We start from the raw sequence: 20,143 nt of genomic DNA, 5'->3' as shown, positions 1-20,143 counted from the left end.
TTAGCTCGGTACTTGAGCTAAGGTAGCAATACTCTCTAAGGCTAACCCCGGACAGGTCCGTTTGACCAGTCCTGTCAACACATTACCGGGGCCAATTTCCATCACTTTTTCAATGCCTTCATCCACCAGTTTTAAGCAGGTTTCTCGCCAGCGTACTGAACCGGTCATTTGCTCTAGTAGACGGGTTTTCAGGGTGTTGGCATCCGTTATCGGAGAAGGATCGACATTGGAGAGAACCGGAACTTCTGCATCAGCAAAAGATACGGTTTCTAGAATGGCTTTAAACTTTTGCGAGGCCTCCTCCATAAAGGGAGAATGGAAGGCTCCAGAAACGGGTAGAGCAATGGCTTTTTTCACTTTAATTTGGGCCATAACCTGCTCAACGGCTTCGGGTTTGCCCGAAATTACTACTTGCATGGCACTATTATCATTGGCTAAAACCACATCTGGCGTTTTTTCTAGCACTTCTTGGAGTTCGTCAGGGTTAAAGCCAATCAAGGCAGCCATTTTGCCCCCGGAAGCATTTTCCATCAGTTCTGCACGGCACTTAACTAATTCTAGTCCTGTAGCAAAATCAAAGACTCCGGCAGCATAAAGGGCGACATATTCACCGAGACTATGACCGGCGACTAGATCGGGGGAATGTCCTTTTTCTCGTAAGAGGTCAATCAGAATCGTTTCGATTACATACAGACAAGGTTGGGTATAAAGGGTGCGGGATAAGATCTCTGGTTCACTTTGACAGAGGTCTAGAACTGACCATCCTAAAATTTGTTCAGCTTGAGCCAACCGATCTTGAGCGATTTGGGTATCGTTAAGGTCGATACCCATACCTGTTTTTTGCGATCCTTGTCCAGGAAATAACCAGGCTGTTTTTGTCATAAGGTTTATTGGGTAATGGGTAATGGGTAATAGGTAATGGGGAATCAAAGCCTATCTCTATTCCCCATTCCCTATTCCCTAGTGTTAGCGTCCCCAGCGAAAGATGGCCGATCCCCAGGTTAATCCTGCGCCAAATCCAGAAGCGGCGATCAGATCGCCGGGTTTAATTTTTCCAGAGCGGACGAATTCATCAAGTACCAGGGGAATGGAGGCAGCAGAGGTATTGCCATAGTTGGCTAAGTTACTCAAGACCTTTTCATCGGGAATATTGAGCCGTTTAGCCACAGCATCAAGAATCCGTTGATTGGCTTGATGGAGGATGAGCCAATCGACTTGATCGGTGCTAATTTGAGCATGAAAGAGGGCTTTTTCAATAACTTCAGGGACTTTTTGCACGGCAAAGCGATAGACTTCTTTGCCGTTCATGCTGATGAATTGATAGGTTCCTTGGCCGACGCTAAGGTTGGGAAGGATTTCCTCATATTGGGGCTGGTAGGCTAGTTGGAGACAGTGGTTTTGAGTGCCATCACTTTTGAGTTCAAAACCGAGAAGGCGATCTTCTGGATTAGCTTCCATGACTACAGCGCCTGCACCATCTCCAAATAAAACACAAGTGGTGCGATCGCTCCAATTGACCCACCGAGAGAGTAAATCTGCTCCAATCACCAATACTTTTTGGTATGCTCCCGTGCGGATATATTGGGCCGCCGTCACCAAAGCAAAGAGGAACCCAGAGCAAGCAGCCGTTAAATCAAAAGCGACGGCTTGATGGGCCCCTAATGCGGCTTGGATTTGACTGGCATTGCCAAATAAATCATCGGGAGTTGAGGTAGCCAGCAGGATTAAATCTAGATCGGCAGGGATAATTCCTGCTTGCTCTATGGCTTTGAGTCCTGCTTGGGTGGCGATCGCCGTTAATGACTCCCCCTCTCCAGCCAAGTAGCGATTTTTAATTCCCGTCCGAGTAGTAATCCACTCATCTGAGGTTTCCACTCGCTCCGATAGTCCCTGATTGGTCAGTTTCGCCCCAGGGGTAGCCGAACCACTACCGGTTATTGCAATGCCCATATGTTTCATATATTTTGTTTATTTGCTTAAGGGAATTCTTCCGGCTTCAATACCCAAGTTATCCCTCACTCTCCTGGTCTCCTGAAACTCCTCCTGAACCGGCCACCGTTTTTTGGTATTGTCCTCGGAGTCGGTCTAAGACCCGATTATCTACAGCCTCTTTGCCTAAACGAATAGCATTAAAAATGGTTGGCGCTTGGGCAGAGCCATGACTAATAATACAGACCCCCGCCACTCCTAAAAGAAGTGCCCCACCATGTTCGGCATGATCTAAACGTTGTTTAATTCGTCGCAGATTGGGCTTTAAAATCGCCGTTCCCACTTGACCATGGAGGCCTTGGGGCAGTTCTTCCCGCACAATCTGTAACATGACGCTCCCTACTGCTTCTGCAAATTTGAGCAACACATTACCGACAAATCCATCACAAACGATCACATCATAGTCACCCGAAAGGACATCCCGACCTTCAGCATTGCCGGTGAAGGGAATTAGGGGATTTTCATCTAATAACTGGTGAGTACGGATGGCTAAGTCATTTCCTTTACAGGATTCTTCACCAATGTTTAATAGTCCCACTTTGGGCTGGTCAATTCCCAAGACATACCGACTATAAACCGTACCCATTAGGGCAAACTGTTCTAAAAATTGGGGGCGACAATCGACATTAGCCCCCACATCTAAAATGAGAACGGATTTATCAGCCATCAGGGTAGGAAATACTGCCCCAATCGCCGGACGGTCAATCCCTGGTAAGCGACCTAAACGCAGCAGAGCTGCTGCCATCGCTGCTCCAGAATGACCTGCCGATACCACGGCATCCGCTCGATTTTCCTTAACTAAATTCATCGCCACACTGATGGAGGCGTTTTTCTTGCGTCTGAGGGCAACCAGAGGCTCCTCATCCATGGAAATCACGCCTTCGGAAGGCACGATTTCCAGTTGGTGGGATTGGGTATGCTTACCCATTGATTCTTCAATCCGATCTGGATCGCCCACCAGCAGGATATGGACATCGAGTTCCTCTTTTGCCCTTAGCGCTCCTGCGACAATTTCATCGGGGGCGAAATCCCCACCCATTGCATCTATTGCGATTCTTGCCGGAGTTGATCCCATTGCTCGCCAGTCATAAAAGCCTTACAAATTCTACCAAATCGTTTCACCCCAGAGATCGTCTTCTGAAGGCGATCGCCAATTTTTCTGGGGTTATTCCTCCGCACCCGCTTCCAGAATCCGTTGAAATAAATACCCCGTACCCCTAGCGGTAAGGATTAATTCCGGATTACTGGGATCTTCTTCTAACTTGGCTCGTAGCCTGGAGATATGGACATCCACGACACGGGTATCCACATGACGTTCTGGGGTATAGCCCCAAACCTCTTGTAAAATCTCCGAACGAGAAAAGGGTTCTCCAGAACGACTCACCAGTAGTTCCAGAAGACTAAACTCCATCCCCGTCAGGCGAATGCGTTCATCTCCTTTATAGACTTGTCTTTTATTAGTATCGATGCGGATATTGCTCACCTGGATTACGCCGGAGCTAGGAATACCAGAGGTACTGGTTTTATCCACCCGACGCAGAACTGAACGAATGCGAGCTTCGAGTTCTTTCGGAGAAAAGGGTTTGACGACATAATCATCGGCTCCCAATTCTAGACCGGTAATGCGATCGGCCACATCTCCCAGGGCAGTTAACATAATGATGGGCACATCCGATTCTTTACGGAGTTCTTGGCAGACTCCATAACCATCGAGCTTGGGCATCATCACATCCAAAACCACCAAATCCGGTAGGATATGGCGAAAGGTTTCTAGGGCTTCTTCTCCGTCACCAGCCGTGACGACATCGTAGCCGATCATCGATAATCGGGTTTCTAGGATGCGTCGGATACTGGCTTCGTCGTCAACAACCAGAATTTTTTCTTTGTCCAAGTGCCGTAACTCTCCTTGACCGCTGAATTCTGCTGCAAAAGTTTACTTAACTACTCTTAACACTACGATATTATGTTATTGGGCGTTTGAGCAATTCTGAATCGATTTTGGGCGAGTTTTGCCAAGGGTTAGGGCGATCTCCCCTTCCCAAAAACCCCTTTAAACCCAAATCGGATCTCCCCTAACACAGCGCAGGAGAGATCCCAAGAGATCGAGATTTTCTTAAAATACTTAGAAGTATTGCCTTAATTTTAACACTTTTATCGCCTCTCGACGCACCCGCTCATATAACGGCAGGGTTCCCACAGGAATCTCTGCATAGAATTCACCATTGATCAACTCTTTCCCGTTTGAATTATCCACCGTTGCGGTTAAAACCACTTGTTTAGTGGTTTGAGAAGGATCGGGTTGTGCCACTGGTTCCATATCCCTCAGTTCTATCGTTTGTGGTTTATAACCCGGTTGCCTGGGTTTTAATTTCACTTCTGCCGATTTTGCATCAAACAAGGGTTGAAGTAAATCAAGATCCGCTTGATCGACAAAAATTCTTGCCTCCAGTGGATCGATTTTGACAACTTTCATAATCTGATCGTGGCGCTCTAACCATTTACCCTTATTTTCTGACAAATTTTCCGCAAAAACAGTCCCCTCATGCTCGGCTTTAAGAGTTTTATTTTTATCCTGTTGAGCTTGCAGATTCTCAATCGTTTGTTGACGCATTCGCACTATCTCCTCTTGAGCTAATTTTTCTGCCTCCGCAGACTCCAATTCCTGACGCACTGTCGCCAAACGCTCTTCTTCCATTCTCAACTCATCTTGAACTTTCTCCAAGGAACGCTCTAGATTTTGATCGATCGCCTCAATTTCTGCTTCTTTAGATAATTTTTGGTTCATCAATTCTTTAATTGTGGATTTAGGAATAACAGCCTCTTGTTGTAACCGTTTCAGTTCCCTTTCTTGATTCGCTCGATAAGTTCTAGAAATAGCACCGCTGTCAATTGCTCCTGAATCTTCAAGTTCCTTGATTTCTTCTTGCTTGCTATTTATCTGATCGTTAAGATAGACAATTTCATTTCTCAAGTCTATGATTTTGCCCTCCATGGCTGAAATTTGATAGTTAATGCGCTCAATTTCTGGAGGAGGAGAACTGCTGGATAATCGATTGACATCTTCCTGGGCATCATCTACTTGACGCTGCATCGCTCTCACCCGTTGCTCTGCCTCACTTTCTTGGGATCTTAAAATCCAAATCTTTTGCTCGGCAGAAGTTAACTTGGCTTGTTCTTCTTGCAGTTGAAATTTTTCGTCTACAATCTCATCTTTCAAATCTTCGTTTTGCACTTCGGCTAAAGTGTCTCCTTTTTTGACTTCATCTTCATGTTCAACCAGGAAATTAACAATTCTTCCTGGTTCTTCCAAATAAACAGAGTGGGTATTTTCTTTTAAAGGGGTGAAGTTTCCTTCTCCCCGCACTGAAACAGGAACTTCCAGTTGAGACAGCCAAAAGCCACCACCCAAAACAGCACAAAGAAAGACAATTCGGCCCCAGTTGATGCCAGATTCTTCGGGAACGGGCATAGATTCTTGGGCGGGCATTTCTCGTGATTTGGGTGCTGATTGGGTTGAGGATTTGATCTGATTAGGGGGAACGGCTTTTAAGGCAGGGGGTTGTTTTTCAGGGATGCTAGTCATGGTAGATACAAAGAATAAAATAACAGCAAAAGGAATTAGTCTCTAGGACAGAAATAGTAAACAGCCCAAATGGCGAGTAAGAACAAGACTGTAATGGGCATTTGAGTCCAACTCCAGGTGAATATTTGCCAAAAGAGAAAGCCAAATACAAACCAGATATAGAGCAAACTAAAAGGAGCGTAAAGGGCTAAAATCCAGAGGTCTTTTTGGGGTTCGCGGATGGGTTTACCGGTGAAAAAGTTGATGTATAATCCAAAGGCACGACCTCTTAAGTTGTTAATGCCGGTGGCAGCAATGGCGAGATAATAGCCGTCAAATTTGGCGACGGGGTTGAGGTTGAGGGCGAGGGTAAATAGGGAGGCTGCCATAAGCAAAAAACTGCTGGTATGTAACCAGATGCCGTCGGTGGAAAAATGCCAGATCCAAAATCCGATCGCCGCTAAAATGATTTGCACTAAGATCCCCGCTCCGACGACGAGTACCCGTTGCCAGCGCGGTAAACAGTAACTATCGCTGGTGTTGGTATAAGCTGCGGGGATCAGCATCATGAATAAGAGACCGATTTCGGGCACGATTCCCTGATAATGTTTGAGGGTGAAGGCATGACCGAATTCATGGAGGGTGACGACAAAGGCGCTAGAGAGAATGAAGGGTAATGTCAGTGATGCTCCGTAGTGTTGGAGCAGTTGTTGCCCTTGATACACAATGATGTCCCGGTTGTAGACTCCGAAGGCAGCCGAAAAACTGAGAAAGCCTAGGAGCAGAACAAAGGCAGGTTGGGAGAAGAGCCAGCGTATTTTGTCGATATGGGCGTTGAGGAAGCGATCGGGGTTGAAAAGGGGAATTCGGAAAAAGAGCAGTTGTAGGGGCGTAAATTTGCCTCTACGGGGCTTGGCGGGTTCGGTTCCCACTAACATGCCGGTAGCTGCCAGCATTTGCAGCAAGCCTTTGAGATGGTGGGGGGGAATGCAAAATTCTTGGATAATGGCTTGGGGCGATCGCACCCCAATCTGTTCGATAATCACTTTATCTTGGTCGCATACTTGCAGAAAAGTGATGTTTTCTGGGTTTCGCAATACCCAATAGTCCTGGTGTTCAATCCATTCTAGACAGGGTTTGAGTTGGGAACCTCCAGAACTAGAAGGTTTAGGCGTTTCCGTGGCTTCGACTTCATCAAAGGTCAAAATTCCCAAACCGATCAGTTTTTCCAGCAGTTGCTCTGCAAAGCTCGGATCTAGGGTATCTTCAAACTCATCTTGACAAGCCTTTTGGATACTTTCTAGGCTAAATTGCCCGGTAAAGTAGCGCAAAGCATAGCCTTCTGCGGGTGAAAATAGGAACTGCTTTCCGGGTGCTTTGAGAATAATTTGGTCGGAGTCTTTGAGTTTACCGAGTTTCCAATATTGTCCCAAGTTGGGACAAATCAGGGTATGAGGTTCTGAAAGCGGGGGGGATGATTCGGAGTTCATCTTCTTGGATAGACGCAATAGATATGAAGAAAGAAGGAGAAAGGGATTCTCCTTCGAGAGGATAGCGGTAGGATTGAGTCGTTCACTCCCTCCTATAGGGTTCTCAGTTTTTTGAGGCGGTTTTTATGCGAAATCTTGAAAACTGTAATATTTCTTTACAATGCCCTCCCCCCCACTCCCTAGGGAGAAGGGGTTGGGGGATGAGGGCCAAGAGGGTTATGATTGCTAAAGTTTTGGTGAACTAGAATCCAATATGCTCAAGAATGATAAGTGGATTGCCGACAGAGCCTTGAAGGGGATGATCGACCCGTTTGAACCTGCGTTAATTCGGGAGATTGAAGGCGATCGCGGATTAGTCAGAAAAGTGTTAAGTTATGGAGCTTCTTCCTACGGTTATGATATCAGATGTGCGACTCGTTCCTGTTAAATGAGCATTATTGCTCAGGGACACAGGGCATTGTGTTAATAAATATTAAGGATGTAACCAATCTTTACATTGTTTATTACACGATGACAACTTAGTATCCATAGAGGTGAGTCTATTAAAGACAACCCCTCTCGCCAAGGTACATGGTTGAAAACACTTCCCCAACTAAGGCGACTGGTCATCAACTTGGTTGAAGCGGGAAGGAATGTTGGTAACTTCAAACCCGATGAAGAACCCCAGCTAGTAGGTTAGCCATGAGTAGGAGACGAACTTCCGTGTAACCCATCGTCACGTAGAAGTAGCCAAATGGGTTGATAGGCTGCGAGACAAAAGTCAACAGAGTAAAAACGATGAAGTAGTGTCGGATTACTTCATTTGTACCCAAAATAACTCTCGGTGGAAAGGAAGGCTCTAAAGCTAACAAAAAATGGATACTAGGAACGAGGTAATCACTTATGTTTCTCTCAACCAAGGTCGAAAGTTGAGCAGTAACCAGCGCAAGGACATAAGTGACAGGATTGAGTCAAAAGCGAAAGCCTCTCTGTAATGGAGATGGATAAGCTGACAGACTCACGAAAACTTGGAAGATAAAGTCACAAGTAGCAGTGTATATGTTATGAACCCAGTCAATCTGAGGTATAAATGGAACGACATCCCCTGGAGACAAATCGAGAGGATGGTGTTCAAGCTGCAAAAGAGAATTTATCAAGCTAAAAGTAGTGGAAACGTCAGATTAGTTCGCCGACTCCAAAAACTGCTAAGTAAGTCCTGGTCAGCTAAGTTGTTGGCAACGAGGAAAGTCACCCAAGATAATAGGGGCAAAAAGACGGCAGGGATAGACGGAATTAAATCTGTTGACCCTCGCAAAAGGCTTGAACTCGCCAATAACATTAAGTTAGATGGAAAGGCTAAATCGGTAAGAAGAATCGAGATTCCCAAACCTGGAAAAACAGAAAAAAGACCACTAGGGATTCCTACTATTGAAGATAGGATAAAACAAACCCTGGTCAAACTCACCCTGGAACCAGAATGGGAAGCGGTCTTTGAACCCAATAGCTATGGATTTAGACCAGGTAGAGGTGTCCATGATGCTATAGAAGCAATTTTTAACACCATCAGGTTCAAACCAAAATATGTGTTGGATGCAGATATAGCCAAATGTTTTGACAAAATAAACCATGATAAGCTGATAGAAAAGATTGATACCTACCCTTCTCTAAGAAGACAGATAAGGTCTTGGCTAAAAGCAGGTTTCATGTCCCAAAAAGAATGGTTCCCTACGGATGAAGGAACCCCTCAAGGAGGAGCGATATCCCCTCTCCTGGCAAACATCGCCTTGCACGGCATGGAAAACAGGATTAAGGAATTCGCAACAACTTTGAAGGGAACAAAAAATCTGAACCTGAAAGAACTCCAATTAGTCAGATATGCAGATGATTTTGTGGTTTTTCACAAGGAATTGGAAGTAATCCAAGAGTGTAAAACAATCATTTCGGAATGGTTAACGGAGATAGGACTAGAACTCAAACCCGAAAAGACGAGTATCACTCACACCTTGGTAGAACACGAAGGTAAAGTAGGATTTGATTTTCTAGGTTTCAATGTCAAACAATATAAACATGGCGTACACTCCAGTGGTAAAAATACCCAGGGAATACCCAAGGGATTTAAAACCATTGTAAAACCCTCTAAAGAAAGCATCAAGAAGGTATATAGAACCCTAGCCAAGGAAATTGAGAAACATAGAGCCGCCAAACAGGAGATTCTAATTAAGAGAGTCAACCCGATAATAAGAGGATGGTGTAACTATTACTCGACGACCTGCGCTAATGAGGCTTTTTCTTTAATACAATACTTACTGTTTTGGAAGTTGAAAAGATGGGGATTCTACAGACATCCCAATAAAACCTCACAATGGATTAATGACAAATATTGGTTCCAAAGAGGGGGTAAAAAATGGACGTTTGGAGTTAAAGACATCTGTGAACTAATCGACCCTAGAGATACAGAGATTAAACGGCATACAAAGGTTAGAGGTAATGCCTCCCCTTTTAATGGAGAAGACACTTACTGGGCATCCAGATTAGGTAGACACCCCCAAATGCCAACAAGAACCTCAACGCTTCTTAAAAAGCAAAAAGGAAAATGTAGTATCTGTGGGTTAACATTTAAGGACGGTGACGTGATGGAAGTTGACCATATCATTCCAAAATCCAGAGAAGGAAAGAATGATTACAAAAACCTCCAACTAATACACGGTCATTGTCACAACAAAAAGACATCACTAGATTTTAGTGCTAATGACAATAGCCAAGTTTTTGAGGAGCCGGATGAGGTGAAAGTCTCATGTCCGGTTTTGAAGACGAGTTAGAAGGGTGACCTTCTAGCTTAGTTTAACTAAGCCCTAAAGAATTTCTCATTTTTAAGCACATTCCTGGCACAGTTGTCGATCCCAAAAACTTTAATCCTGACAACCTCGAATCCGTTCCCCTACACCAGGATGAACAGGGAGACTTTTTTATCATTCCCGCCCATAGCTACGGCTTAGGGGTTGCCCTAGAGCGTCTAGAGGTTCCCCCCAATATCACCGTCATTTGTTTGGGTAAATCCACATATGCGCGATGCTCGATTATCCTCAATACTACCCCCGCAGAAGCCTGTTGGCGCGGTCATCTTACCTTAGAATTATCCAATTCTTCGAGTGCTGACTGTCGGGTTTATGCCAATGAAGGGATTGCCCAATTGTTATTTTTTGAGGGCGAACCCTGTAATGTCACGTATCAGGATCGGTTAGGTAAGTATCAGGATCAAACTCACCAAGTGGTTTTACCGAAAGTGTAAGTTTAAGATTGTGCCTTCATCCCCCTGCTCCCACAGCAGGGGGGCATACCTTGCAGGACAGGATAGAAACATGAATCGAATGCCATACGAACAAGACTTTTATGGTTGGACACAACAGCAAGCTCAATGGTTAAAAAATCAGGAGGAAAAGTTTATCGACTGGCGCAATTTAGCAGAAGCTATTGAAGATATGGGGCGTTTGGAAAAGCGGCAACTAGAGAGTCGATTAGAAGTCTTGATTATGCACTTGCTGAAATGGGAATTTCAGCCTAATTTTCGCTCTCGCAGTTGGCAACTGACCATTAAAGAAAAACGCTTGCGCTTAGAGAAGTTATTATCGGAAAATCCCAGTTTAAGACCCAAACTGGGTGAGATCTTAGAAACCGTCTATCCTTTGGCAATGGTGAGTGCAGAAAAAGAGACGGGTTTATCTATTTTTCCTGACACTTGTCCCTATGAGTTAACTGATATTTTTTGCTCTGATTTTTTACCGAAATAATGAGCGTTATGGACTAGCCTATTTTCCCAATTTCGGGAGTGCGAGCATCTTGCTCACTTTTGACCGCGAGCGAGATGTTTGCACTACTGTTTTATACTCTCTTTGCCTGATTTTAGTCAGGGTTTGACAACGATCGCCAAAATCACAAAGTTCCGACAAATTGGCTTAACCGCTCCATACCTTTTTCGATAGAGGTCATATCTGTGGCATAGGAGAGGCGAATGTGGTCATCTGCACCAAAGGCAACACCGGGAATAGTGGCTACATAGTAGTTTTCTAGGAACCGATCGCAAAAATCAGCCGATTTCAGACCCAGTTGACCAATGCTGACGTAGACATAAAACGCACCTTTGGGTTCAGCGACCGATAGTTTGGGAATGGCTTGAATACGCTCTACAATCACTTTGCGTCGTTCATCAAAGGCTAGGCGCATTTTTTCTACACAGTCCTGGGAAGATTCCAAAGCGGCGATCGCCCCATATTGGGCAAAGGTACATACATTAGAGGTACTATGACCTTGAATGGTGTTGCAGGCCTTAATCAGCTCTACAGGAGCAGCCAGATAGCCCACCCGCCAACCGGTCATGGCATAGGCTTTAGCAAACCCGTTACTAATGATGGTACGCTCAAAAGCTTCTGGACTGGCTGCACCAATACTCAGATGCACTGAACCATCATAGAGAATTTTTTCATAAATTTCGTCGGAGACCACCCACAGGTTATTTTTGACAACCACTTCGGCTAAAGCCTTGATTTCCTCTGGACTGTAAACCATCCCTGTAGGGTTCGAGGGGGAGTTGAGAACAAACAGTTTGGTATTGGGGGTAATGGCGTTTTGCAGTTGTTCTGGGGTAATTTTATAGCCAGTGGCGGCATCCGTTTCAACTAAAACCGATTTTCCTCCCGCTAAAGCCACCATTTCCGGATAGCTAACCCAATAGGGAACCGGGATAATCACTTCATCTCCCGCTTCGATCAAGGCCATCATTAAGTTGTAGAGGGAGTGTTTGCCCCCATTGGTGACAATGATATTTTCGGGTTGGTAGTTAAGAGCGTTATCTTTCTTTAACTTTTCGGCGATCGCCTCTTTCAGTTTTGGCTCTCCTGATGCTGGGCCATATTTAGTTTTTCCGTCACTAAGGGCTTTTTGTGCAGCCGCTTTGATGTGATCCGGGGTATCAAAGTCCGGTTCTCCCGCACTAAAGCTACACACATCTAACCCCGATCCTTTCATTTTCTTAGCTTTAGCCGTGATGGCTAAGGTTAATGAAGGGGTTACTTGTGCCACACGAGATGCTAACTTCATGGTTCCTCCAGATCCTGGTTTGAGGTTAATTAAAGGCGATACTCCTGCCCAGTCGCTTGGCGATCGCCAACTGTCTATTCTGGCAGAGAATTCCGGGTTTCTGGTAGAGGTTCAACTTTTTTTAGCCTTTGAGTTTGTAACATAGCCCTTACATTCGGTAATCGAAGTTACTAATCCTTGTGTGAAGTTAATTTAAATAAAAACTGGAAACGCAATGTTTTTTGAACTGATGTGTGGAAAGTCCCTGAACTGACCCAATTTGCTGCAAACTATTGTTTATTTCTCGACAGGAGTTGTCGTTATGCGTCACTTACATCACTGTTATGAGATTCTAGAAGTGGCCCCTAACGCTAGTTTTGAGGAAATTCACCAAAGCTACAAGGATTTAGTTATGGTCTGGCATCCTGACCGCTTTGTACATCATCCCCGCCTCTATAACAAAGCTCAAGAAAAAATTAAACAGCTTAATGGAGCCTATGAGCAATTAAAGTTAAAACAAAATTTGATGATGCCATCCGTACCTGGGGGCGATCGCCCTTGGAGAAGGGCAACCCCCCCTGAACCGCAGGCTTATCAGTCCTCTGGCTTTTCCCAAGCCACAAAAGAGGATTATAACCGGGTGCTAGATGACTATATTCGTCAGCATAGCCGGGATATGCAAAACTGGTTGGATTAGTGGAGTTCTTTACAGTGCAATGATTTCTGAACTCTGGGTGACGATCGCAACAGAAAACTTAGAACAGCTCAAGGCTTTTTATAGTAGCTTGCTCCAGATCCAAGGACAGGGAGAAATTCCAGGGGTGTACATAGAGTTTGTCGTTGGGGGGTTGCGCTTGGGCTTATTTCAGCCCCGCGATCGCCAGGAATTTCGCTCCTCTACCCCAGGAGGAATAAGTTTGTGTGTAGAAGTTAACGATATTCAGGAGGCGATCGCCCACCTCAATCATTTAGGTTATCCTCCTGCTGGAGAAATTCAAACCGCTTCCCATGGTCAGGAAATTTATATCTACGATCCCGATGGTAATCGGTTGATCCTCCATCAAAATCTGTAATTTTCCTTAAGACATTGATAGCCAACCACTTTTACAATAAATAAAAGCCCTAAATCTATCTCTCTCTCAATTAAAATGGTCAATTCCCCAGCAAGCTCTTACCAAATTCTCAGCGATCGCAGCCAATATAAACCTTGTCGGATTAACGTACCAGACTTAGATCGTGCCATTGCTGCCATTCGATTCAACGAACGCTACTATAGTCTATTTCAGGTATTTACAGACAGCCAACGTGCCGAAACCATCGCCCAACGCCTCAGTAAACGGGGAGATCAAGTCATTATTACTCCCACTCCCAAAGGAAGCGCTGTTTGGATCGAAGAAGCCCAAGGATCTCCCGTTTCCCGTTCCGAAAAAAAATCACAGAAAGCTCAAACCCCTGCCAATCCACCTGAACCTCCCTATAAAATTCTTAGTTCTTCAGAAGCCTATCAACTCGGATATATTAAAGTTCCCGACTTAAACGATAGCCTAGAAGGACTCCAATTTAACAACCAATATTACAGCCTGTTTAAAAGCTTTTCTGATATTCATCAGGCCTCAGAAATCGCCCTACGTCTCACCCAAAAGGGAGATAAAATTATCATTATCCCCAATTCTCCAGACTATACCCTCTGGATTTTAGAACCCGATGCTCAGTGGTTGTCTTCCCGATAGACACTCCCCTAGAAGATCCCAAACCTAACTCTCCTCTAAAATTCCGGGTAACACTTCCCCTACCTGGGCATTTAGCACCTCCATATCCTCTTGATCTTTAACACTAAAACTGGTCTTAAATTGTTCTGGAGCTTGGGGCCAAGTGCTGGGATCGTAGGCAGGAAACTGTCCTGATTTACGCTTATTCACCAACTGGGTGACTCCCAAGGGTTGCCCATCTTTGGACAAGACTGGCATACAGAGCAAACTAGAGGTTCTATAGCCCGTCTTCTTATCCGTTTGTTGGGCAATTTCCGATCCCGGATAATCATACAAATCAAAAGGAATATTTAAGGGTTGTCCTGTGAGGGCAACACGACCAGCAAATCCCTCTCCCATAGGAATACGGATATCAATTAAAGAGCCATCACTTTGAGGCAGTTTCGTCCATAACTGGTTATTGGTTCTATCAATTAACCAAAGGGTAGAGCGGTCAGCATCGGTTAAAGTTTTAGCCGCTTGCATCACATTACGAATGATTTCTTCTTCAGAACTACTACTGCTTTTAATCAGATTCAGAGCATGAGTTAATGGATCAACCATCAGACCCGATTTTTTCAGGGTAGGAATTTCAGTATAGAAGGATTGGAAGCCTTGGAGAATAGGCGTAATTAACTGGGTATACTCTCCCAGGCGATCGGCATCACTACGGTTAAATCCTTTGGGATCGAGACGACCTTCAGTTTGTTTATTAAATAACCGCACCACTCCCACTAATTCCTTCTGCTCACTCATGAGGGGAAAGAGAAATAACTGACTATAACTAGCAATTTTTCCAGCTCCTTGAACCACTAAGGGATCGGCTAAATTTCCCAATTTGTTGGTTCCCTTAAAGTCTTGGGTACTGACTATAGTCTTTGCTAACCCTTGCTCTGTGGAAACCGTAATCAATTTAGGGTTTCTGTCAGCATCGAAAACCACAGACCAGAGTTGATGGCGGTGAGAATCAAGAACAAATAAAGTGGCTTTAGCTACCCCGATCGCCTGTTCGATAGAACGATGTAAGGGTTGAAGAAAATGCCCTAAAGAATGATAAGCAGCCTCCTGATTTGAGATTCGATCCAGCTCCATTTGACTCAGCAAAATTAAGCTTTGTTGGGTCACCTCAATCGGATTAATTTGGGCTTGTTTTTTCAACGTTTCATGGCTTCTAATGAACTGGAGCAATACCGCTACCCGTTCATTAAATAACTGCATGGTTTGTTGATCGTTGCGGTCAAAACTCGCTTTCAAATAATCCGGAACTGCCGGCCAATCGTCTTTATTATATTCCGGATGATTACCCGGTTTGCGCTTATTGACCAATTGGGTAACACCGAGCAATTCCCCTTCCGGACTTTCTATGGGCATACAGAGTAAACTACAAGTCCGATAGCGGGTTTGGGCATCAGTGCGTTTGGCATTTTCCGCATTAGGATCGTTGTAGAGGTCAAAGGGAATATTGAGAGTGTGTTTGGTTTGGGCAACTTCACCGACAAATCCCACCCCAATCGGGCATCGAACTTTACCTTTTCCGGGTAACTCTGTCCATAAATCCCCGGCTTGGGGATCGTATAACCACAGGGTGGAGCGGTCAGCATTCATCAGTTTTTTCGCCGTATTCATCACCCGATGTAACACGGTTTGGGTATCTAGGTTAATCTGATCGAGCGATCGCGTCGCTTCCGTCAGTGCCGCAGTCGCTCGTAATTTTTTAGTCGCTTTATAGGACGATTGGCAGGCTTGCAAAATCTGACGAATGGGAAGCACGCATTTAACCAAGCGCTCTAAGTCTTTGCGGGTAAAGCCTTGCACTTGGCTCGATTGAGGACTGGCCGATTTGGACTGAATTTTATTGAGCAATTGAATAACCGCTACCACATTCTTTTGCTCATCTAAAATGGGAAAAGCTAAAATATTACGAGTGCGATAATTATACTTTTGATCGTATTCTTTCACCAACTTACATCGGGGGTCTTCATAGACATTATTGGGAATATTAATCACCCGTTTCAGTTGGGCTACTCCTCCGGCAATCCCTTCCCCCACTCGAACGTGAATATCCAAAAATTCACCCTGTTCATTTTGAGCGACTAAAGACCATAACTCGGTTTTCTCCTCATTGAGCAAAAAGATAGTGGTGCGCTCGGCCCGGAGCAACTGTCCTACCGTAGAAGTTACATCTCGCAGCACTTCATAGAGGGCTTGGGCTGATTGATGGCCTTCTTCCGGGGTTTGGGCATCAGAGAGAAAATCGACTTGAGAAACGAGTAATTTGCGCTCTAGCTGGGTAAAGGTTTTCAGGAATTCCGTTTCATCTACTTCTAACTCGGTTTCAATGGTTTCGATCGCCTTCTCAACCCATTGAGCATTAAAAATACCGGCATAAATACGGTTATGAATTAATAACCGCCCTTCTTCTCGCATCACTAACCCCATCGTCCGTAACTCTCGCTGTTCCGGACTTTCGTTAGCCAGTATTGCCTTTTCTATCAATACTTTTTTATACAATTTAAGCAGATTTAAGGTGGCCGGTTGCGGCTGTAAGAGGCGATCGCGAATACTGCGTAAATGCTTTAATTCTTCATGGTTTTCCCAATTCTGAATTAATTCCCTTTGCACTAAGTTAGAAATCCATTCTTCTTCGCGACCAATGATAGGCGCATCTTCAGCATCTGCAATCACCTGGCATACCTTAATCGTCAGCAAGGGATGGGCAGAAGTCCAGAAAAACACCGTAGAAATCAGGGTGCGATAATTCCGGGTTTTGGCTTTCATTCCCCTGGCCAAATCGAGACCAGTAGAGTATTTAGAAGAAGGAGTCAGGGGGTGGCTCTCATTGGCGATCATATCGTGCAACCTGAATCTGAACGGATTTAGCTATGCAATCAATCTCAATGATACCCTGATTGTACAAGGCCTTCTTTTGGCGAGAGATTAAACCCATGCAAGAGATTCAAGGAACCACCCGTTTACTGGGAATTATTGGCGATCCGATTAAACATTCGCGATCGCCTATTATGCAAAATGCGGCCCTTTCCCATCTAGGGGCTGATTATGTCTATATCCCCTTTCCAGTCAAACAAGAGCAATTGGGCGTTGTTCTAGAGGGATTTCAAGCCGTTGGGGTGGTTGGCTTTAATGTTACCATTCCCCATAAACAGGCAATTATGCCTTATCTATCCCAGATTTCCCCACTAGCCCAAGCCATGGGTGCAGTGAATACGGTTTGGCGCACCGAGCGGGGATGGGAGGGAACCAATACGGATGTGCTGGGATTTATTGCTCCTTTGAAAGAAGAGCGTCAGAAGTGGTCAGAATCACAAGTGGTCATTTTGGGCAATGGGGGATCAGCCCGAGCCGTTGTTGCGGGTTGTTTGGAGTTAGGGGTTAAGCAGGTGCATGTGGTGGGACGGAATCTGGAGCGCTTGCAAGCCTTTCAAAAGAGTTGGTCTAGTCCTGTGAGCGTCCATCCATGGCATGAGTTACCGGATCTGCTCTCTGAGACGACCTTGTTGGTGAATACCACCCCCATCGGCATGTCTCCTCATGTTAATGATACGCCCATGGAGCAGGAACTGTTGGCTCAGTTGCCCAAGGGAGCGATATTATACGACTTGATTTATAATCCTCGTCCAACTCAGTTGTTGAAATTGGGGCGATCGCTCGATCTCCTCACCATTGATGGCACAGAAATGCTCGTTCAGCAAGGAGCCGCCGCCCTCCAGATCTGGCTCGATGAACCGGTTCCCGTTGGGGTGATGCGTCGGGCGCTCCTGGATGCGCTGTAAGTGGGGGTTGAAAAGAGCAAGGTCTGTCAACAGACTAATCCTTGATTCAGGATTACCTTTGATGGACAACTTTACTTTTGTGTAAGTAATTATTCCCGATCCAATCGGCTACAATCGCTTGAATAACCGGTACACTTACGGTATTACCCAACTGCTTATAAGCTGCACTATCATCTGGATGAATCCTGTAACTGTCTGGGAATCCTTGTAATTTTGCACATTCACGAGGAGTTATACGTCTAGGTCTACCATTGTGGACTATACCTAACTTATGAGCATCAGATGAAGTCAGAGTGATAGAAATACTCTCTGGATCGAGAAATTTAAACACCTCAAAGGACATATTCCCACTCACGGGATTATACTTACCTTCAACTTCTTTTAAATATTTCTTTTGAATAAGGGAATCGATAATCTTGTCCATGTTATCTCGATGGAAAAAAGTCCTGATTTGCTCTAAGGTTAAACTTTTTCCATCTTGGTGAACTCCAAATTTTTTATGCCTTCTGTGGGCTATCAAGGCATTCATAAAGTCTTTTTCATCTTCGCTACATTGACCTTTAATTCCTAAATCCCAGGAATGAAGAGAATTTCCGCCGCGAAAATCAATTAAACGAACTCCATGGAGCTTTTCCCATTGACCCTGAACAGCATTACATAGCTGATGTTCAAATTGTGGCGACAAAAAATATTTTCCTGATACTTTTGTCTCTAAAATATCTTTGACTTTAACTAGATATTTACCTGGATTAAAAAGATTAATTTGATAACACTGTTTCTTAAAAGTATGGGAATCCACCGCACCTCGATCAGAATTAAGTGTGAGTATAGGTTTTGCTCCTAATTGCCCTATAATATAAATACGAATACGATTTTGAGGTGCGCCAAAATTGCTACTATTTAACAATAAATAACTGACTTCATAGCCTAATTTTTCGAGACGATGAATAATGGTTTTAAATGTTCTACCTTTATCGTGACTGGTCAGACCTCTAACATTTTCTAAAAGAAACCCTTTAGGTTGATAAGACTTCAGTAGTCTTTCGATTTCAAAAAATAGTGTTCCCCTAGTATCACCAAACCCTTTTTGCTTGCCAGCATACGAAAAGGGTTGACAGGGAAAACCAGCCAGCAGAAAATCAAAGTTAGGGACAAGATCAATTTTCTGAATATCTCCATAAGGTTCCTGCCCAAAATTGAGTTTATAAGTTTCAATTGCCTTTTGATCTATTTCCGAACTCAGAACACATTCACAGTCCACTCCAAAATCCTTACAGGCTTGCTCAAAACCCAGTCTCATTCCCCCAATACCAGCAAAAATATCAATAAAACGGATCATAGTAAAGTCTCACGCAAAAAATCAACCAACACATCAAACTCTTGATCGGAATAAGCCACTGTACAATCACTATTCTTACAAAGGTTAGAAATAGCGGCGGAGCGCTGAAAATTCCCTGCTCCATCAATAATATAGGCGATTTTATGTCCAACTTCATTGATCGCTGTTTTTCTGGTTACCGCCTGACCAGCTTTACGCTCTATGGTGCTATTTGTCGTGACTTGAAAACTGACTTCAATACCAACCTTTTTGTTTAGATTGCTGACCACTATATCAAAAGGTATTGTCTCCTGGTGATGTCGAGTTTCTATTTCGATTGAACCATTGCTGATAATATTTAACTGATTCCCCAGTTTTTGCTTTAAATATTGAACAACATAATTTTGGGCTAATTGTCCCATAGAATTTGCATTCGCTCCACCTGTGATACGACTAACAACGATATATCTTTGTCGGATATAATTCTGTAATGTAACTTCATCCCCAAGTAAAGAACCAATCAGACAATTATCTAAACCCGCTCGATCTGATACATTAGAAGTGCTGGCATGTAGCAATACCATAATCATATCACGTTTAAGTCCATCTAAAGGTTTATTTTTTTGTAATCCACGACCATCAATATGAAGTTTTGCATTACTCAAACTTTTAACAGGCATTGACTCAAAAAGATACTGATAACTGTTGCCTCGCCACATATAATCCATAACTCGCTTTCCTGTGTAATCAGTTTTGGTAAAAATATTGGTAAAGCTTTTTCCTAGACGTTGCATAGGTTCTCCACCATAGTCAGAAAGAATACATAAATGCTTAAGAAATAAATTGGGAGGAAAATTGGCTGCTTTAATTAAATTAAAAATTTGTGTAGGACTACTTTTATTAAGTTGTAACAGGGCAATAAAATCATCCTGTGTTTCTAGTAATCTGGGTAAAATACTGATGGCTGTATTTTGTTTTTTTAGAGTGTCAGGCCACCAGAGGGTTGCCTGAGATTGTAAGGTCGCGATATCTCTAGTGTAGTTGTCCATGATCGTGAAAAAATAGTGTAATTAAAATACTAGCAAGAATGGCGATCGCCTGCCCCTAGGTTTTCTCTCCTTTTGTTATTTTTGCCCTGTGAAGTTATTTAGACCTATTTGAGGGCGATACACCACTAAGACAGGGAGGGACAG

The 20,143-nt window shown here is 44.1% G+C and carries 18 protein-coding genes and 1 pseudogene; 9 read left to right on the top strand and 10 right to left on the bottom strand.

Going from position 1 to position 20,143, the window contains the following annotated elements; genetic code table 11:
- The 6 genes from fabD to AC3FZD_RS17880 all read right to left on the bottom strand — a co-directional run bounded on the left by fabD (position 1) and on the right by AC3FZD_RS17880 (position 7,041).
- On the bottom strand, positions 1-882 hold the full coding sequence (fabD, locus tag AC3FZD_RS17905) for an ACP S-malonyltransferase (RefSeq protein ID WP_488737327.1): 882 nt from the start codon (positions 880-882) through the stop codon (positions 1-3).
- A gap of 84 nt (positions 883-966) precedes the next feature.
- The gene (locus AC3FZD_RS17900) at positions 967-1,959 is read right to left on the bottom strand and encodes a beta-ketoacyl-ACP synthase III (RefSeq protein ID WP_488737326.1); all 993 of its coding nucleotides are present in this window, start codon (positions 1,957-1,959) and stop codon (positions 967-969) included.
- 49 nt (positions 1,960-2,008) lie between these two features.
- Positions 2,009-3,064 carry a phosphate acyltransferase PlsX gene (plsX, locus tag AC3FZD_RS17895; protein WP_488737325.1) on the bottom strand — a complete coding sequence of 352 codons (1,056 nt, stop codon included), beginning with the start codon at positions 3,062-3,064 and terminating at the stop codon, positions 2,009-2,011.
- Between the two features lie 90 nt (positions 3,065-3,154).
- A complete protein-coding gene (gene rpaB / locus AC3FZD_RS17890) occupies positions 3,155-3,880 on the bottom strand; it encodes a response regulator transcription factor RpaB (protein WP_271937641.1) in 726 nt (241 codons plus the stop codon).
- Positions 3,881-4,111: 231 nt separating this feature from the next.
- The gene (locus tag AC3FZD_RS17885) at positions 4,112-5,572 is read right to left on the bottom strand and encodes an HlyD family secretion protein (protein WP_488737324.1); all 1,461 of its coding nucleotides are present in this window, start codon (positions 5,570-5,572) and stop codon (positions 4,112-4,114) included.
- Between the two features lie 35 nt (positions 5,573-5,607).
- Positions 5,608-7,041: a M50 family metallopeptidase gene (locus tag AC3FZD_RS17880; RefSeq protein WP_488737323.1), complete on the bottom strand. Its 1,434-nt coding sequence runs from the start codon at positions 7,039-7,041 to the stop codon at positions 5,608-5,610.
- A 253-nt stretch (positions 7,042-7,294) separates the two neighbouring features.
- Between AC3FZD_RS17880 and AC3FZD_RS17875 the strand changes: the two genes are divergently transcribed.
- The 4 genes and pseudogenes from AC3FZD_RS17875 (at position 7,295) to AC3FZD_RS17860 (ending at position 10,808) form a co-directional block, all read left to right on the top strand.
- Positions 7,295-7,468, top strand: a complete 174-nt coding sequence (locus tag AC3FZD_RS17875; protein ID WP_488737322.1) for a hypothetical protein — start codon at positions 7,295-7,297, stop codon at positions 7,466-7,468.
- Between the two features lie 616 nt (positions 7,469-8,084).
- A complete protein-coding gene (gene ltrA / locus AC3FZD_RS17870) occupies positions 8,085-9,839 on the top strand; it encodes a group II intron reverse transcriptase/maturase (protein WP_488737321.1) in 1,755 nt (584 codons plus the stop codon).
- 26 nt (positions 9,840-9,865) lie between these two features.
- Positions 9,866-10,309: pseudogene (gene dcd / locus AC3FZD_RS17865) on the top strand (dCTP deaminase); the annotation flags it as partial.
- Between the two features lie 70 nt (positions 10,310-10,379).
- Positions 10,380-10,808 carry a DUF29 domain-containing protein gene (locus tag AC3FZD_RS17860; RefSeq protein ID WP_488737320.1) on the top strand — a complete coding sequence of 143 codons (429 nt, stop codon included), beginning with the start codon at positions 10,380-10,382 and terminating at the stop codon, positions 10,806-10,808.
- A gap of 142 nt (positions 10,809-10,950) precedes the next feature.
- On the opposite strand, the gene AC3FZD_RS17855 is transcribed toward AC3FZD_RS17860, so the two are convergent.
- Positions 10,951-12,114, bottom strand: coding sequence for a pyridoxal phosphate-dependent aminotransferase (locus tag AC3FZD_RS17855; RefSeq protein ID WP_488737319.1), 1,164 nt, complete (start codon positions 12,112-12,114; stop codon positions 10,951-10,953).
- Here AC3FZD_RS17855 and AC3FZD_RS17850 point away from each other — a divergent pair.
- From AC3FZD_RS17850 to AC3FZD_RS17835, 4 genes are all read left to right on the top strand, one after another.
- The gene (locus AC3FZD_RS17850; protein ID WP_488737318.1) at positions 12,113-12,259 is read left to right on the top strand and encodes a hypothetical protein; all 147 of its coding nucleotides are present in this window, start codon (positions 12,113-12,115) and stop codon (positions 12,257-12,259) included. The two genes, AC3FZD_RS17855 and AC3FZD_RS17850, sit on opposite strands and share 2 nt — an antisense overlap.
- Before the next feature lie 156 nt (positions 12,260-12,415).
- Positions 12,416-12,790 (top strand): J domain-containing protein, encoded by a 375-nt coding sequence (locus tag AC3FZD_RS17845; protein ID WP_488737317.1) that lies wholly within the window; start codon positions 12,416-12,418, stop codon positions 12,788-12,790.
- A 19-nt stretch (positions 12,791-12,809) separates the two neighbouring features.
- The gene (locus AC3FZD_RS17840) at positions 12,810-13,166 is read left to right on the top strand and encodes a VOC family protein (RefSeq protein ID WP_488737316.1); all 357 of its coding nucleotides are present in this window, start codon (positions 12,810-12,812) and stop codon (positions 13,164-13,166) included.
- Positions 13,167-13,241: 75 nt separating this feature from the next.
- Complete coding sequence (locus tag AC3FZD_RS17835) at positions 13,242-13,823, top strand: hypothetical protein (RefSeq protein ID WP_488737315.1); 582 nt, start codon at positions 13,242-13,244, stop codon at positions 13,821-13,823.
- Positions 13,824-13,847: 24 nt separating this feature from the next.
- Here AC3FZD_RS17835 and AC3FZD_RS17830 read toward each other — a convergent pair whose 3' ends face one another.
- Complete coding sequence (locus tag AC3FZD_RS17830) at positions 13,848-16,619, bottom strand: GAF domain-containing protein (RefSeq protein WP_488737314.1); 2,772 nt, start codon at positions 16,617-16,619, stop codon at positions 13,848-13,850.
- Positions 16,620-16,786: 167 nt separating this feature from the next.
- Here AC3FZD_RS17830 and AC3FZD_RS17825 point away from each other — a divergent pair, with 167 nt between their 5' ends.
- Positions 16,787-17,632, top strand: a complete 846-nt coding sequence (locus tag AC3FZD_RS17825) for a shikimate dehydrogenase (RefSeq protein WP_488737313.1) — start codon at positions 16,787-16,789, stop codon at positions 17,630-17,632.
- A 52-nt stretch (positions 17,633-17,684) separates the two neighbouring features.
- Here the strand turns inward: AC3FZD_RS17825 and AC3FZD_RS17820 are convergent, their stop codons facing one another.
- Positions 17,685-18,971, bottom strand: coding sequence for a DNA cytosine methyltransferase (locus AC3FZD_RS17820; protein WP_488737312.1), 1,287 nt, complete (start codon positions 18,969-18,971; stop codon positions 17,685-17,687).
- Positions 18,968-19,999, bottom strand: coding sequence for a restriction endonuclease (locus AC3FZD_RS17815; RefSeq protein ID WP_488737311.1), 1,032 nt, complete (start codon positions 19,997-19,999; stop codon positions 18,968-18,970). The genes AC3FZD_RS17820 and AC3FZD_RS17815 overlap by 4 nt, the downstream gene beginning before the upstream one ends.
- Between the last annotated feature and the right edge of the window lie 144 nt (positions 20,000-20,143).

The sequence above is a fragment of the Roseofilum sp. KMC-1 genome (assembly GCF_057802075.1).
This window is presented reverse-complemented; position numbering and strand designations above follow the sequence as displayed.

Coding starts and splice junctions, on each gene's coding strand:
- fabD (WP_488737327.1), bottom strand. CDS start 882: ATGACAAAAACAGCCTGGTTATTTCCTGGACAAGGATCGCAAAAAACA.
- AC3FZD_RS17900 (WP_488737326.1), bottom strand. CDS start 1,959: ATGAAACATATGGGCATTGCAATAACCGGTAGTGGTTCGGCTACCCCT.
- plsX (WP_488737325.1), bottom strand. CDS start 3,064: ATGGGATCAACTCCGGCAAGAATCGCAATAGATGCAATGGGTGGGGAT.
- AC3FZD_RS17885 (WP_488737324.1), bottom strand. CDS start 5,572: ATGACTAGCATCCCTGAAAAACAACCCCCTGCCTTAAAAGCCGTTCCC.
- AC3FZD_RS17880 (WP_488737323.1), bottom strand. CDS start 7,041: ATGAACTCCGAATCATCCCCCCCGCTTTCAGAACCTCATACCCTGATT.
- AC3FZD_RS17875 (WP_488737322.1), top strand. CDS start 7,295: ATGCTCAAGAATGATAAGTGGATTGCCGACAGAGCCTTGAAGGGGATG.
- ltrA (WP_488737321.1), top strand. CDS start 8,085: ATGAACCCAGTCAATCTGAGGTATAAATGGAACGACATCCCCTGGAGA.
- AC3FZD_RS17860 (WP_488737320.1), top strand. CDS start 10,380: ATGAATCGAATGCCATACGAACAAGACTTTTATGGTTGGACACAACAG.
- AC3FZD_RS17850 (WP_488737318.1), top strand. CDS start 12,113: ATGGTTCCTCCAGATCCTGGTTTGAGGTTAATTAAAGGCGATACTCCT.
- AC3FZD_RS17855 (WP_488737319.1), bottom strand. CDS start 12,114: ATGAAGTTAGCATCTCGTGTGGCACAAGTAACCCCTTCATTAACCTTA.
- AC3FZD_RS17845 (WP_488737317.1), top strand. CDS start 12,416: ATGCGTCACTTACATCACTGTTATGAGATTCTAGAAGTGGCCCCTAAC.
- AC3FZD_RS17840 (WP_488737316.1), top strand. CDS start 12,810: ATGATTTCTGAACTCTGGGTGACGATCGCAACAGAAAACTTAGAACAG.
- AC3FZD_RS17835 (WP_488737315.1), top strand. CDS start 13,242: ATGGTCAATTCCCCAGCAAGCTCTTACCAAATTCTCAGCGATCGCAGC.
- AC3FZD_RS17830 (WP_488737314.1), bottom strand. CDS start 16,619: ATGAAAGCCAAAACCCGGAATTATCGCACCCTGATTTCTACGGTGTTT.
- AC3FZD_RS17825 (WP_488737313.1), top strand. CDS start 16,787: ATGCAAGAGATTCAAGGAACCACCCGTTTACTGGGAATTATTGGCGAT.
- AC3FZD_RS17820 (WP_488737312.1), bottom strand. CDS start 18,971: ATGATCCGTTTTATTGATATTTTTGCTGGTATTGGGGGAATGAGACTG.
- AC3FZD_RS17815 (WP_488737311.1), bottom strand. CDS start 19,999: ATGGACAACTACACTAGAGATATCGCGACCTTACAATCTCAGGCAACC.